Source organism: Streptomyces sp. NPDC052040 (assembly GCF_044548405.1).
Classification (GTDB): Bacteria; Actinomycetota; Actinomycetes; order Streptomycetales; family Streptomycetaceae; genus Streptomyces.
Genome location: NZ_JBIUBV010000009.1, coordinates 272224 through 286045, shown reverse-complemented (window position 1 = coordinate 286045; position 13822 = coordinate 272224). Strand labels below are relative to the sequence as shown.

Annotated in this window: 12 protein-coding genes; 3 read left to right on the top strand and 9 right to left on the bottom strand. The window is 73.2% G+C overall.

Going from position 1 to position 13822, the window contains the following annotated elements; genetic code table 11:
- Window positions 1-33: 33 nt before the first annotated feature.
- The 3 genes from ACIHAA_RS20425 to ACIHAA_RS20415 all read right to left on the bottom strand — a co-directional run bounded on the left by ACIHAA_RS20425 (window position 34) and on the right by ACIHAA_RS20415 (window position 3510).
- Window positions 34-1647, bottom strand: coding sequence for a CpaE family protein (locus ACIHAA_RS20425; protein WP_399819022.1), 1614 nt, complete (start codon window positions 1645-1647; stop codon window positions 34-36).
- A 192-nt stretch (window positions 1648-1839) separates the two neighbouring features.
- Window positions 1840-2553 (bottom strand): Flp pilus assembly protein CpaB, encoded by a 714-nt coding sequence (cpaB, locus tag ACIHAA_RS20420; protein WP_399819020.1) that lies wholly within the window; start codon window positions 2551-2553, stop codon window positions 1840-1842.
- A gap of 87 nt (window positions 2554-2640) precedes the next feature.
- Window positions 2641-3510, bottom strand: a complete 870-nt coding sequence (locus tag ACIHAA_RS20415) for a hypothetical protein (protein WP_399819018.1) — start codon at window positions 3508-3510, stop codon at window positions 2641-2643.
- 428 nt (window positions 3511-3938) lie between these two features.
- On the opposite strand from ACIHAA_RS20415, the gene ACIHAA_RS20410 reads away from it, so the two are divergent.
- Window positions 3939-5621: a chitinase gene (locus ACIHAA_RS20410; RefSeq protein WP_399819016.1), complete on the top strand. Its 1683-nt coding sequence runs from the start codon at window positions 3939-3941 to the stop codon at window positions 5619-5621.
- A gap of 53 nt (window positions 5622-5674) precedes the next feature.
- Here the strand turns inward: ACIHAA_RS20410 and ACIHAA_RS20405 are convergent, their stop codons facing one another.
- The 4 genes from ACIHAA_RS20405 to ACIHAA_RS20390 all read right to left on the bottom strand — a co-directional run bounded on the left by ACIHAA_RS20405 (window position 5675) and on the right by ACIHAA_RS20390 (window position 8884).
- Window positions 5675-6427, bottom strand: coding sequence for a hypothetical protein (locus ACIHAA_RS20405; RefSeq protein WP_399819014.1), 753 nt, complete (start codon window positions 6425-6427; stop codon window positions 5675-5677).
- A 139-nt stretch (window positions 6428-6566) separates the two neighbouring features.
- Window positions 6567-6977 carry a RidA family protein gene (locus ACIHAA_RS20400; RefSeq protein WP_399819011.1) on the bottom strand — a complete coding sequence of 137 codons (411 nt, stop codon included), beginning with the start codon at window positions 6975-6977 and terminating at the stop codon, window positions 6567-6569.
- Window positions 6974-7735 (bottom strand): IclR family transcriptional regulator, encoded by a 762-nt coding sequence (locus ACIHAA_RS20395; RefSeq protein ID WP_399819009.1) that lies wholly within the window; start codon window positions 7733-7735, stop codon window positions 6974-6976. Before ACIHAA_RS20395 ends, ACIHAA_RS20400 begins: the two co-directional genes overlap by 4 nt.
- A gap of 3 nt (window positions 7736-7738) precedes the next feature.
- Window positions 7739-8884 carry a sugar kinase gene (locus ACIHAA_RS20390; protein ID WP_399819007.1) on the bottom strand — a complete coding sequence of 382 codons (1146 nt, stop codon included), beginning with the start codon at window positions 8882-8884 and terminating at the stop codon, window positions 7739-7741.
- A 168-nt stretch (window positions 8885-9052) separates the two neighbouring features.
- Here ACIHAA_RS20390 and ACIHAA_RS20385 point away from each other — a divergent pair, with 168 nt between their 5' ends.
- Entirely contained in the window at window positions 9053-10336 is a 1284-nt protein-coding gene (locus ACIHAA_RS20385; protein WP_399819005.1) for an alanine racemase, read from the top strand.
- 10 nt (window positions 10337-10346) lie between these two features.
- Entirely contained in the window at window positions 10347-11957 is a 1611-nt protein-coding gene (locus tag ACIHAA_RS20380; RefSeq protein ID WP_399819003.1) for an amidohydrolase family protein, read from the top strand.
- A 28-nt stretch (window positions 11958-11985) separates the two neighbouring features.
- Here the strand turns inward: ACIHAA_RS20380 and ACIHAA_RS20375 are convergent, their stop codons facing one another.
- The gene (locus tag ACIHAA_RS20375; protein ID WP_399819001.1) at window positions 11986-12864 is read right to left on the bottom strand and encodes a serine protease; all 879 of its coding nucleotides are present in this window, start codon (window positions 12862-12864) and stop codon (window positions 11986-11988) included.
- A gap of 205 nt (window positions 12865-13069) precedes the next feature.
- The gene (locus tag ACIHAA_RS20370; RefSeq protein ID WP_399819000.1) at window positions 13070-13813 is read right to left on the bottom strand and encodes a hypothetical protein; all 744 of its coding nucleotides are present in this window, start codon (window positions 13811-13813) and stop codon (window positions 13070-13072) included.
- Window positions 13814-13822 lie beyond the last annotated feature (9 nt).

Here is a 13822-nt window from a genome sequence, read left to right as displayed (position 1 = left end):
GCCCGGTCGTCCCCTCCGTGCGTGGTGGTGTTCTCATCGGCCGTCCCCCTCCAGGGCCGCCCCGGCGGTGCCCTCCACCTGCCATCCGGGGTCGACGCCCGGGAAGAACAGCGGGACCCTTGCCCGTACCGTCGCCTTCATCACCGGGCCGTCCTGGCCGCAGGCGATGTCCGCTCCGCTCCAGGCGGACGGCAGATGCGCGGCGCCCGCCTGTCGGCAGGCGCCCGCCACATCGCCCTGCACGGCGTACGCGGCCGTGGCCGCGCGGGCCGCCTCGTCGGCCGCGTTGCCCGCCAGGGAGTAGGTGTAGCCGTACAGGACGCACTCCCACAGCAGTGCCATCACGACCAGCACCAGCGGGAACATCGCGGCGAACTCCAGGGTGACCGCGCCCCGGTCGCCGCCCTTGCGCCAAGGGACCAGCGTCCCCCGCTCCGACGGCGCCCGGCGCCTGCGGCCGCCCCCGTCCTCCTTCGCTGCCACCAGGCCCAGTTCCCCTGCCAGCGACCACAGCCCCTGCTTCACCGCGGAACGGGCGTCGAGGTCCTGGAGCCGTCCGGCGTCCACGACCGGCCGGAGTTCCTTGAAGGAGGCCGGGACCGCGGCGCGGGCCACCCGAGTGCCGGTGATGCGTTCGACGAGGGACGGCTGGATCTCCGTACCGCGCGAGTGACGGTTGACGACCGTGAGCGTCTCCTCGGCCTTGCGGATCTGGAGCCGGTCCCACATCCGCACCATCCGCTTGGCCGCGCGGACCGCGACCACGTCCGGGGTGACCAGCAGCAGCGCCTGGTCGGCGACCTCCACGGCGGCGGCGGTCGCGGAGTTCATCTGGGCGCCGCAGTCGACGATCACCACGTCGTGGCGGGAGCGCAGGGCGGCGATGATCTGGCGGGTCACCCGGTCGGTGACCTCCTCGCCACGTTCGCCCTCGGCGGGGGCGAGCAGCAGTGCGACACCGCTGTCGTGGGTGTACACGGCGTCCTGGAGGACCCGGGGGGTGATGTCCGCGATCGCGGCGAGGTCGGCCACCGAGCGGCGGAACTGCACATCCAGGTACGAGGCGACGTCACCGGACTGGAGGTCGAGGTCGACCAGGGCGACGGTGCGGCCCGACGCCCGTGCCGCGAGCGCCAGTTGCACCGCCGTGACGGTCGCGCCGACCCCGCCCTTGGCACCGGTCACCGTGACCACGGTGCCGCCGGGGCCCGCGTGGGGCCCCGGTCCGGTGCTGCCCAGATGGCGCCGCATCCCGGCGGACCAGGTGGCGGCGGCCTGGACGCGTTCGGCGAGGGCGTCGTAGCCGAGGGGGAAGGTGACGATGCCCCGGGCGCCGGAGTCCATCGCGGCGGTGAGAGCGCCGGTGCTGGTGTCGGCGGTGATGAGGACGACCCCGACGGCCGGGAAGCGCATCGCCAGGTCGCGGATCAGGTCGAGCGCGGGGACGGGCCCGATCCGCTCGTGGACGAGTACCACCTCGGGCAGTTCGTCGAGCGAGTCACCGGCCAGCCGCGCCAGGGTGTCGAGCAGGGCGGTGGTGTCCGGCACCGGCTGGGCGGCCTCGGCGTCGGGGAGCCGGCCGAGCAGACCGGTGAGCGCGCGGGCCGCCTCGACGTCGCCGACGGCGGGAAGGATGCGGATGGTCATCGGCGAAACCCTCCGAAGCCGAAGCCGAAGCCGAAGCCGGGGCCGGGGCCGGGGCCGGGGCCGAAGCAGAAGCCGGGACCGGGAACGGGGTCGAGCCCGCCGGAGGCGGACCCGCTGAGGACGGGTCGACTGCGGACGGATCGACTGCGGAAGGGCCCGTCGGAGACCGGGAGGGACCTCATGCGTGGCCTCCTACTTGTCCTGGTCGAGGGTGTACGTACGGTCGCCGGGCGGGACCGGGGTCTCGGAGCCGCCCGCGACCAGGGCGAGCCGGACGTGTTCCGCGAACGACTCGGCGTAGGCGACCCGTTGGGCGTCGGCCGTGCCGAGGGCGAAGGTGATGGGGACGGCCTCGGTGGCGTTCTGCCGTCGTTCGTCGCTGGACTGGTCCGGGTCGAGGGCAGTGAGCTTGCCGACGTCGAGGACCCGGGCGTTGGTCACGATGATCCGGGACTCGTCCCGGCCCTTGTCGTTCTGGGCCTTGAAGGTGGCGTAGATGTTGACCCGCGAGCCGGGGTCGATCTTGCCCGCCACACCGGTGGACGCGTCGATCATGATCGCGATCTCCTGCTGTCCTGCCTGGAGTGCGGGCCGGTCGACGATCATGTCGGTCTGGAGCAGGGACCCCTTCTCCAGCCGGGTGACGGCTATCTTGCCGCGGATCTGGGAGAGACTGGTGACCGCGGTCGAGGACAGCCAGCGCCGGGGCATGGAGACCTTCTGGAACTGGTCGGGCGCGAGTTCCCGGTAGGGCGGGATGTCGCCGCGGAGCCGGTACGCCGTGACCTCCGGGCCGACCTTCGAGTTCACGTCGCGGACCACCGACAGAACGCCCGCGAAGGCGCCGACGGCCGCGAGGGCCGAGAGCACCAGCAGGATGACGCCGCGGCGCTGACGTGCGTTCACTACATCTCACCTCGAAGGGATGTGCCGTGCGGTCGGACGGACCCGCTGTCCGGCCGTGGGGCGTTCGAGCGGTGGGGCGTACGGTGCTCAGGTGCCGCCCTGCGGGAGGGTGCGGGCGGCTGCGGCGGTCGGCCGGAGTTCGGGGGGCGGGGTCAGGGGCGCGGAGCAGAAGGCGCAGCGGTCGCCGATGAGTTCGAGGCCGCACCAGTGGCATCTCTCGCGCCGTACGGACGAGACGAGCTGGTGGAGCACGGAGATGTCGTGCAGGCCCGCGGCGAACTCCACGAGCTTCTGGGTTCCCCACCAGCGCCCGGAGTCCGCCGGGAGGGGCACGGTCTGGACGCCCTGGACGCGCCAGGAGGGGGCGAGGGTGGCGGTGACCCAGTCGGAGGGCGGCTGTCCGGCGGCGACGACCATCCGGGTGGCGAACTCGGGTCCGGGCAGGTCCTGCTGGCCGACGCGGACGAGGTGCGGCCGGGGGTGGGCGAGTACGGCGAACTGGGCGTTCGGCACCCAGGACTTGGCGTGCGAGGCGAGCGGTACGGGGACGCGGTCGAGCCTGGTGACGGAGCCGAGGAGGGCGCCCGCGTAGATGTAGTGGGCGAGCAGTCGCGCGGCGGACGCCAGCACACCGGGGCTGAAGTCGCAGACGGACAGCTGGCGTAACTGCTGGGCGAGCAGGGCCAGTCCGAGCGGCGGCAGATCGGTGCCGAGCAGCGCGATGCGGTCGCTCTCCAGGACGGAACGCACGGTGTGCAGCCGTTGCACGACCGGGTCGTCCCCGGACCCGGACCCGGAGTGCAGCACGACGACGTATCCGTGCTGCTCGATGAGCGCGTGCATACCGGTCAGGGACTGCTCAAGGGCGGGCCCGGGCTGGACCACGGCGGGCGGGGTCCCCCGGTCGGGCGGCGGGAGCACGAGGTCGGGACTGGTGACGGCTATCGCGGTCGGCACGGCTGCACACCACCCCGTTCACTGCGGCGGGATGGTCGAACCCCCGCCTCAGATGGCCCCTGTTGCGTCCTCTTGCATCGTCCTGCACCAGCACCATATCCACGGCATGCCCGGCTCAACACCGAATCCGGAAGATCATCTCACCGAAGGTGTGACCATGATCAACACAGTGTAGGGGCATATGCCGCAACTCGGCACAGCGGCAGGGGCGTTGCAGCGTCGGACATCTTGACAAGCCTATTGGTCTGGACCAAATTCATGGATCAGACGGTGGCCACCGTTCCGCACGTCCCTCCCCCACTCCCCCCAGCCTCACACTCCCCAACTCCCCCACCCCCTCACGCTCCCCCCACTCCCCCTCTTCTCCCTACGTCCCCACCTCCCCCTTCTCCCCTGCATCGGAGGCCCAAGTGGACCGCGTACCAGGCATGTTCCCTCGCAGACGCACCTTGGCCGGGACCGCCGTCGCCGCGCTCGCCCTCACCTTTCTGGGGGCCGGGCACGCCGCCGCCGCGGACGTGAACAACGCCAGGAACGGCGGCTTCGAGTCCGGCCTCACGGGCTGGACCTGTTCCGCCGGGAGCGGTACGACGGTGTCGTCGCCGGTGCACGGCGGCACGGCCGCGCTGAAGGCGGTCCCGGCGGGCCAGGACAACGCCCAGTGCACCCAGTCGGTCGCGGTGAAGCCCAACACGGCCTACACCCTGAGCGCATGGGTGCAGGGCGGTTACACCTATCTGGGCGCGACCGGCACCGGCACCACGGACGTGTCGACCTGGACCCCGGACTCGGCGGGCTGGAAGCAGCTGTCCACGAGCTTCACCACCGGCTCCTCGACGACCTCGGTGACGGTCTATCTGCACGGCTGGTACGGCCAGGCCGCCTACTACGCGGACGACGTGTCGGTCTACGGCCCGGACGGGGGCGGCGGGGGCGACCCCGCCCCGACCGTGCCCGCGGCCCCCACCGGCCTCGCCGTCGCCTCCACCACGTCCTCGTCGGCGTCCCTGTCCTGGGCCGCGGTGTCCGGCGCGACCGGCTACACCGTCTACCGGGACGGCACCAAGGTGTCCGCGGTGACCGGCACCTCGGCCACGGTGACCGGGCTGTCCCCGTCGACGTCGTACGCGTTCCAGGTGACGGCGGCCAACGCGGCGGGCGAGTCCCCGAAGTCGGCCCCGGTGACGGCCACCACGGCCCCCTCTTCCGGCGGAGGCGGCGGCGGCCTGCCGAAGCACGCGGTGACGGGCTACTGGCAGAACTTCAACAACGGCGCGACGGTGCAGCGGATCTCGGACGTGCCCGCACAGTACGACATCATCGCGGTGGCCTTCGCGGACGCCACGGGCACACCGGGTGCGGTCTCCTTCACCCTGGACTCGGCGGGCCTCGGCGGCTACACGGTGGACCAGTTCAAGGCGGACATCGCCGCCAAGCACGCGGCCGGCAAGAAGGTGGTCGTCTCGGTCGGCGGGCAGAACGGCACGGTGTCGGTGAGCGACCCGGCGTCGGCGGCGAACTTCGCGAACTCGGTCTACGCGCTGATGGGCACCTACGGTTTCGACGGTGTGGACATCGACCTGGAGAACGGCCTCAACGCGACCTATATGACCCAGGCGCTGCGGCAGCTGTCGTCGAAGGCGGGACCGTCGCTGATCATCACCATGGCGCCGCAGACGATCGACATGCAGTCGACGTCGAACGGCTACTTCCAGACCGCGCTGAACATCAAGGACATCCTGACCGTCGTCAACACCCAGTACTACAACAGCGGTTCCATGCTGGGCTGTGACGGCAAGGTCTACAGCCAGGGCTCGGTGGACTTCCTGACGGCCCTGGCCTGCATCCAGCTCCAGGGCGGTCTGTCGCCGTCCCAGGTCGGCCTGGGTGTGCCCGCCTCGACCAGCGCGGCGGGCAGCGGCTATGTCTCCCCGGCCGTGGTGAACAACGCCCTGGACTGCCTGACCCGGGCCGCGAACTGCGGTTCCTTCAAGCCGTCGGCCACCTACCCGGATCTGCGGGGCGCGATGACCTGGTCGACGAACTGGGACGCGGCCTCGGGCAACGCCTGGTCCAACACGGTGGGGCCGCACGTCCACGCACTGCCCTGACCCGGTGTCCACCCTGGTGCCCGACCGGGAGGGGCGGGCACCAGGGGCGTAGTTCAGTCCTCGTCCTCGCTCTTCGCGGGGGCGGCGGATTCCTTCTCGCCGTCCGCCACGACAGCGGCCGCTTCCTCGTCGCCGTCCTCGAAGTAGGCGTCCAGGACCGCGTCCAGCCGGGCCTCCCACTCCGGGAAGTCCGACCGCGCGGCCGCCTCGATCTCGATCGGGTACCAGCGGCGGTCGGGCGTGTGCACGGTGACGGTGAACCGCTTGCCGAAGCGCGCGGTCTCGGTCTCCACGGCACCGATCTCGTCCCAGCGGAACTCGCACTCCTGGTCGTCCAGGCTCAGCCGTACGCCGCTGTGGTCGGCGACGATCCGGGCCCGCCGGTCGGCGGCCTCGAAGACCGGGCCCTCGGGAGCCTCCGCCCGGGCCGCGTCCTCCCCGGCGGACGTCTCGTCCTCGGCGGTCTCGCCCTCGGACGCCCCGCTCTCACCGACCCCCGTAAGCTCACCGGAATCCGCCGGACTCTCCGGATCCGCCGGACTCTCCGGATCCGCCGGACTCTCCGGATCCGTCGGATCCGTCGGATCCGACAGAGCGGACGGACCGTCCGGCTCCGCGCCCACGTCTCTCGGGCCGGCCTTGTCGACGGCCTCCGCGGCGGCCGTGTCGGTCGCCGTTACCGCATCCTCCGGTTCGGCGGGGTCCCCCTGTCCGGCGGACGCTGGGGCGGTGAGCCCGGGGATGAAGGCCGGGTCGATCCCGGCACCGTCCAGGGGCTGGCTGCTCGGACCTATGCGCTGCTCCACAGCGGGCAGTATGGTCGACGATCCTGTGGCGGTCACAGCCAGCCCCGGCATCGTTATACGAATCTTCCCTGCCTCTGCACGAAGAGGCGGCCCGCGGCGGCCCCCGCGCACCCGGCGTCCGGCCGCGGCGGAGGACCGGTCAGCCGAGCGCCGCGAGCGCGTCGATCTCGACGAGGAGACCGGCCGGGAGACCGACGTAGACCGTGGTCCGGGCGGCGGGCGGCCCGGTGAGGCCCTGCTCGTCGAAGTAGGCGTCGTAGATCTCGTTCAGCTCCGCGAAGTGGTCCACATCGGTCAGATAGACGCGGATCATCAGCACGTCGTCCCAGCAGGCCCCGCCCTCTTCGAGGATGGCCCTGACATTGGCGAGGGTCTGGAGGGTCTGCTCGCGCAGGGTGGGTCCCGCGGGTACGGGCGGCCTGCCCTCCTCGGCGGGCAGAAAGCCCACCTGTCCCGCGACCTGGAGGAGGTTCCCCTTCCGCACCCCGTGGGAGAAGCGGGCGGGCGGGGTCGTATGGGTCTTCGGGGTCAGGGCGGTCTTGTCCGTCACAGGGGGTCCTTTGCTGAGGTGGTGCCGGAGTACTCCCGGCTGATGGCGTCCGCGGTACGGCGCACCAGCGGGAGCAGGGTGAGGAGTTCACCGGCGGTGACGACGACATTGGGCGCGGAGATCGACATGGCCGCGACGACCCGGCCGTCGGTGCCCCGGACCGGGGCGGCCACGCAGTTGATGGACTCCTCGTGGCCTCCGAGGTCGGTGGCCCAGCCCTGTTGGCGCACGACCGCCAGCTCCTGGAGGTAGGCGGCGGCGTTCGGCGTCGAACGGGCCGTGTACGGGGGGTAGTCGAGCCGTTCCGCGACGGCGCGGCGCCGGGGCTCGGGCAGGTCGGCGAGCAGGAGCTTGGCGACGGCGGCGACGGTGATGGCGACCGGCATGCCGATGCGGGAGTACATCCGCACCGGATAGCGGCTCTCCACCTTGTCGATGTAGAGGACCTCGTTCTCCTCGTACACGGCGAGATGGACGGTGTGTCCGCACTCCTCGCCGAGGCGGACCAGGTGCGGATGGGCGATCTCCCGGACGTCGAGTCCCTCCGCGGCCTGCTGGGCGAGGGCGAAGAGACGGGCGCCGAGGCGGTAGCGCTGGTCGGACTGGCGGTGGACCAGGCCGTGTTCGTGCAGGGTGCGCAGCAGCCGCAGGGCCGTGGACTTGTGGACACCGAGCCGCTCGGCGACCTGCCCGAGATCGGCGGGTCCCTCGGCCAGCAGCGGCAGGATGCTCAGCGCCCGGTCGACGGTCTGGCTCATGGCTTACGGTCCCTCCTCGGCGGCCCGTGCGTCGGCTCCGGTCCAGCCGGGGCCGAGTCGCAGTGTCCCCCACGCGCCGTCGTCCAACGCGGCCAGCCGGTCGGCCCGGTGCCGGGCGGGCGGGACGGCGAGGTCTCCGGGGACGGTGAGGGCCGCGGCGGCCGCCAGATGCCCGTGCCGCAGCCGGTCCCGCATCGGCAGCCCGCGCAGGGCGGCGGAGAGGAACCCGGCGGCGAAGGCGTCCCCGGCGCCCACGGCGGCGACGACCTCGACCACCGGGGCGGGCACAGAGACGACGGCCTCCGCACCCCGGCCACCGGAGCCGCTCCCCCGATCACCGGAGCCGCTCCCCAGGGCAACGGTGCCCGCGCCTGCGCCCCGAAGGCCGGTGCCCGTGCCGAAAGCCGTGGCCCCCTCCGCCCCCCGCTTGACGACCACGACCGCCGGTTCGGGCAGTGCCTGCCGGACGGCGTGGGCGCCGCGCAGCCCCCACAGCCGGTGGGCCTCGTCGTCCCCGACGAACACGAGGTCGGCCCGGCGCGCCAGTTCCAGCAGCACCCGGGGCCCGTCCGAGCCGCGCCACAGTCCCGGCCGGTGGTTGACGTCGAAGGAGAGGAGCGGCCGCCCGGCCCGGGGCGCGGTCAGCTCCCGCAGCAGGTCCCGGCAGCCCTCGGAGAGCGCGGCCGTGATCCCGGACAGATGCAGCACCCGGCAGGCCCGTGCCGCCGCCAGGTCCACGTTGTCCACCGTCATCGCCGAGGCCGCCGACCCCGCCCGGTAGTACGCCACTTCGTGGTCCTCGCCGAAGCGGTCGCCCGCGGTGCGGAAGTAGATCCCGGTGGGGCGCTCCGGGTCGCGCGCCACCGAGGCGACATCGACGCCGTACGCGCCGATGGCGTCGACGAGATGGGCGCCGAAGCCGTCCGCCCCGACCCGCCCGATCCACCGCGCGGAGTGCCCGGCGGCCGCCAGCGCACAGGCGACATTGGACTCGGCGCCGCCGATGCCCCGTTCGAAGGACGGCACCTCGGCCAGGCCGCCCGGCGCGGACGGCACGAACGTGACCAGGGACTCGCCGAGCGCGGCGATCTCCACGACGTCCGGGTCGCCCGGGACGCCCGGACCGCAAAGGGGACCGTTGGCGGTCACGTCGGTGCGGCTCCTCCTCTGCGGTTCCCCGGAGCCCGGCGGCCCGGGACGGCGGGGAGGGGCCCGGCGGCTCCGTTGACCCCGCGTTGGCCGGGATGTTAGACAGCAGCGAGCGAGATACGCAACGGACGTTGCACAGGGCGCAACGACCGACCTCAGGGAGGTCCCATGGACGCCGCCACTGTCGCAGAACGCCTCGCCGCCCTTCAGGCGGAGCGCGTCGACCACCGCTTCAAGGGCCTCCCGCCGGACGCCGAGGGCCGCACCCTCGCCGAACTGGCGGCCGAGCGCCGCAATCTGTTCTCCGGCGGCTTCACCACCCCGGTCCTCGCCCTCTCCGCCGAGCGCCTCGCGCACAACCTCGAACTGATGGAGACCTACGCGGCCCGGCACGGCCTCGCCTTCGCCCCGCACGGGAAGACGTCGATGGCCCCGCAGCTGTTCCACCGGCAGCTCGCACACGGGGCATGGGGCATCACCCTCGCCCTCCCCCACCAGGTGCGGGTGGCCCGGGCGTTCGGCATTCGCCGAATCTTCCTCGCCAATGAACTGGTGGACACCGCGGACCTGCGCCACCTCGCCGCCGAGCTGGCCGCCGACCCCGACTTCCGCTTCATCTGCTACGTCGACTCCGTCCGCGGAGTGGAGCTGATGGACGCGGCTCTGCGGGAGGCCGGGGCCGAGCGTCCGGTGGAGGTCGTGGTCGAGCTGGGCGCGGGCGAGGGGGCCCGCACGGGGGTGCGGACGGAGGCGGACGCCACGGCGGTCGCGGAGGCGGTGGCGCGCGCGGAGACACTGCGCCTGACGGGTGTGGCCGGATACGAGGCCCAGGTGCCCGGCGCCTCCCCGGAGCGGGTGCAGGCCTGGCTGCACCGGCTGACCGCGATCGCGGTGGAGTTCGACAAGGCCGGGCGGTTCGCCGGGGCCGAGGAGATCGTGGTGAGCGCGGGCGGCAGCGAGTGGTTCGACGCGGTCGCCGACGTCTTCGCCGAGATCCCTGAACTCTCGCTTCCCGTACTGAAGTTGCTGCGCTCGGGCGCGTATGTCTCGCACGACGACGTGCACTACCGCCGGGGGACCCCCTTCAACCGGGTGCCCGAGGAGGGCGCCCTGGAGCCCGCGTTCCGGCTGTGGGCCCAGGTGATCTCCCGCCCGACGGCGGACGAGGCCTTCGTCAACGCGGGCAAGCGGGACGCCGCCCACGACCTCGACCTCCCGGTGGCCGACACGGTGCGCCGGGACGGCGTCGCACGGCCCGCGGCCGGGATCGAGGTGACGGCCCTGTCCGACCAGCACCTGTGGCTGCGCACCGGCCCCGAGGCCGATGTCCGGGTCGGCGACTGGATCGGCTTCGGCCTGTCCCACCCGTGCACCACCTTCGACAAGTGGCAGGTCATCCCGGTGGCCGAGGCGGATGGCACGGTCGTCGACTTCATCCGCACCTTCTTCTAGGCACCGGCCGGTGGAGCAGCTCGTCGTCCGGGACGCACACGTCGTGGACGGCAGCGGGCGGCCCGCGTACCGCGCCGATGTGGTGCTCCGTGGCGGCAGGATCACCGAGATCGTCGCGGAGGCCGCCGCGGCGGGCCGACGACGCCCCCGGGGCGCGCGGGAACTGGACGCCGGGGGCCTGGTCCTCGCCCCCGGCTTCATCGACATGCACGCCCACAGCGACCTCGCCCTGCTGCGCGACCCGGACCACAGCGCGAAGGCCGCCCAGGGCGTGACCCTGGAGGTCCTCGGCCAGGACGGGCTGTCCTACGCGCCGGTCGACGACCGGACGCTCGACGAGGTGCGCCGGGCGATCGCGGGCTGGAACGGGTACGGCGACGACATCGACTTCGACTGGCGGACGGTGGGCGAGTATCTGGACCGCCTGGACCGGGGCATCGCGGTCAACGCCGCCTATCTGGTCCCGCAGGGCACGGTCCGGATGCTGGCCGTCGGCTGGGAGGACCGCGCGGCCACACCCGGGGAGCTGGACCGGATGCGGCGCCTGGTCGCGGAGGGGCTCCGGCAGGGCGCGGTCGGCCTGTCGTCCGGGCTCACCTACACCCCCGGCATGTACGCCCGGAACGCCGAACTCACCGAGCTGTGCCGGGTGGTGGCCGCGTACGGCGGCTACTACTGCCCGCACCACCGCAGTTACGGGGCGGGCGCCCTGGAGGCGTACGCGGAGATGGCGGCCCTGGCCCGGGAGGCCCGCTGCCCGCTCCATCTGGCGCACGCCACCCTGAACTTCGGCGTGAACCGGGGCCGCGCGCCCGAACTGCTCGCCCTGCTCGACGAGGCGCTGGCGGCGGGCGCGGACATCACCCTGGACACCTATCCCTACACCCCGGGCTCCACCACCCTGGCCGCGCTGCTGCCGAGCTGGGCGGGCGAGGGCGGTCCCGAGGCGCTGCTGCGGCGGCTCGCCGACCCCGCGGCGGCCGGGCGGATCCGGCACGCTCTGGAGGCGGCGGGCTCCGACGGCTGCCACGGGGTGCCCGTCGACTGGGACACCGTGGAGGTCTCCGGGGTGGGCAGTCCGGAACTCGCCGCGTACGTCGGCCGTACGGTGAGGGAGTCGGCCGCCCGGCGCGGCGAGGAGCCGTGGGCCACGGCCCGGCGGCTGCTGGTCGAGGACCGGCTGGGGACGACGGTCCTCCAGCATGTCGGGCACGAGGAGAACGTCCGGGCGATCATGCGCCACCGGGTGCACACCGGCGGCTCCGACGGCATCCTCCAGGGTGCGAAGCCGCACCCGCGGGCGTACGGCACCTTCCCGCACTATCTGGGCCGTTACGTGCGCGAGCTGGGCGTGCTGTCGCTGGAGGAGTGCGTCGCGCGGCTGACGTCGCGCCCGGCGGCCCGGCTGCGGCTGCCGGACCGCGGTCTGGTGCGTCCGGGACACCGCGCCGACCTGGTGCTCTTCGATCCGGCGACGGTGGCGGCGGGCGCCACCTTCGAGCGGCCCCGCACCCTGCCGACCGGCATCCCGTATGTGCTGATCGACGGCCGTCCGGTGATCGCGGACGGCCGCCGGACGGATGTGCTGGCGGGGCGGGCGGTCCGCAGGACTCCGCGGTGACCACCCGCCGTCGCGCCGCCGGACGCCGTTACGGCTTGGGCAGGACGCAGCCGCTCGCGTTGAGGTTCAGCTTGTTCCCGGCGCCGAAGCACGCGGGGATCTGGTAGGTCTCCTCCGCGTAGTTGATGCCCTGACGCACGGTTACCTTGCCGTTGGCGTCGACCTCGCAGGGGTTGTCCACGGTGCAGGTCTCACCGTCCTCGTTGCCGGTGTTGTTGACGGCGACGACCTTGCCGGAACCGGTGTCGACGACGGGCGACCCGGAGGTGCCGCCGATGGTGTTGCAGGCGGAGGTGTAGCGGACCGAGTCCTTCCAGGTCCAGTCGCCCTCCTTCAGCCGGTAGACGAAGCCGTCGATGGTGCAGCTGTAGACGCGCTTCCAGTAGCCGGAGACCACCTTGATGGCGGTGCCCGCGACCGGGTGGGTGTCCGAGACGGTGAGCGCGCTGATCCCGTAGGAGCTCTTGATCTGCGCGTAGGTGGTGGTGAGCTGGTAGATCGTGATGTCCGTGTCGGTCATCGTGGAGTACGCGACCTTGCTCGCGCGCAGCGTCGCGACCTTGCTGCCCGAGGAGTTGAGCAGGCCGAACGTACGGCTGGAGGACTGTCCGACGATGACCTCGCCCGGGTCGGGGAAGCCGGTCTCCAAACAGTGGCCGTTGGTGAGCACCAGCGCCGGGTCGTTGTCCGCGGAGTTCGGGAAGCGGATGACGGAGCCGGAGCAGTTGCTGAGCGAGACGGTCCCGGCGAAGTCTCCGGCCTTGAGGGTGGCCGTCCGGGAAGGAACCGTGGTGCGGGAAGCCGTCGGCGCGGCGGTCTGTGCGGCCTGGGGAGCCGCGACCGCCGGTGCCGCACCGGCTCCGGCGAGTGCCAGAGCGAAGAGTGCGGCAGCGAGAGGCTTTCTCATGTGGGGGTCCTCTCTGGGGAGGGGAGGGTGACGTGCCGGGCCGGAACGTGTCCGGCCCGCCATGTATTTGTCATGCGCATTGTCAACAGCGGTTCCCGCCGGGACAAGAAGCGGTTTTCGGCCACCCACTAACGGGATCCGGCCACCACACGGGCCCGCCCCACGGAATCCCGGCCACCACACGGGCCCGCCCCGCCGTGTCCGGCTACCAGGAGTGCCCGTGCCCCCGCCCCGGCCTGTGGTGCCAGGTGTCCGGCGCGGTGGCGCTCATGGCGGCGGAGGCGGGCGCGGACGGAACCGTGGGCGGCGCCGCCGGGGCGTCCGGGGGCGCGCTCGGCGCGACGGACGCGGCCCGGACGGCGGGCGCGCGCCGGGCGGGTGCCGGACTCGTGCTCACCACGACCGCCGGAGCCGCGGAACGCGAGGGCACCGGGGCGACGGACGCGGACCGGGAGGCCGCGGCGGAGGACGGCGCGGCCGCCACGGACGGCGCGGTCCGCGCTGCCTTCGGCCGTACGGAAGCCTCCGCACCACCGGGCACACCCCCGGCGGAACCGGAGCCCGCCCCCACGGCCAGGAGCGCGGCCAGACCCACCGTGCCGAGCACCCCGGCGGCCGCCAGCGCCCGGCGGGGCCCCCGGGAGCCCGGAGCGGGCCGCGCCCGGCGCCGCGCCCCCTTTCCCACGGCGGGCGGCGGCGGACCGGGGACCTCGGAGGTCACCGGCAGCTCGCGCGTCGCGTCATAGGCGTTCTGCCAGCCATGGGCCGCCGCCGGATCGGCGTACCGGTGGTATTCGGGGGCCGCCTCGGCGTACGGGTGGTACACGTTCGGGGGAATCCCGGAGGCCTCCCCCGCCGGGCGCACCGCCCCCTCGGCGCGGCCGCCCGTCCACTCCGTGGCGGCCTCCGCGCCGTACATCCCGTCGCCGGACCGGTGTTCCCATGACATGGGGGTGCA

Coding starts and splice junctions, on each gene's coding strand:
- ACIHAA_RS20425 (WP_399819022.1), bottom strand. CDS start 1,647: ATGACCATCCGCATCCTTCCCGCCGTCGGCGACGTCGAGGCGGCCCGC.
- ACIHAA_RS20410 (WP_399819016.1), top strand. CDS start 3,939: ATGTTCCCTCGCAGACGCACCTTGGCCGGGACCGCCGTCGCCGCGCTC.
- ACIHAA_RS20395 (WP_399819009.1), bottom strand. CDS start 7,735: ATGAGCCAGACCGTCGACCGGGCGCTGAGCATCCTGCCGCTGCTGGCC.
- ACIHAA_RS20385 (WP_399819005.1), top strand. CDS start 9,053: ATGGACGCCGCCACTGTCGCAGAACGCCTCGCCGCCCTTCAGGCGGAG.
- ACIHAA_RS20375 (WP_399819001.1), bottom strand. CDS start 12,864: ATGAGAAAGCCTCTCGCTGCCGCACTCTTCGCTCTGGCACTCGCCGGA.
- ACIHAA_RS20370 (WP_399819000.1), bottom strand. CDS start 13,813: ATGTCATGGGAACACCGGTCCGGCGACGGGATGTACGGCGCGGAGGCC.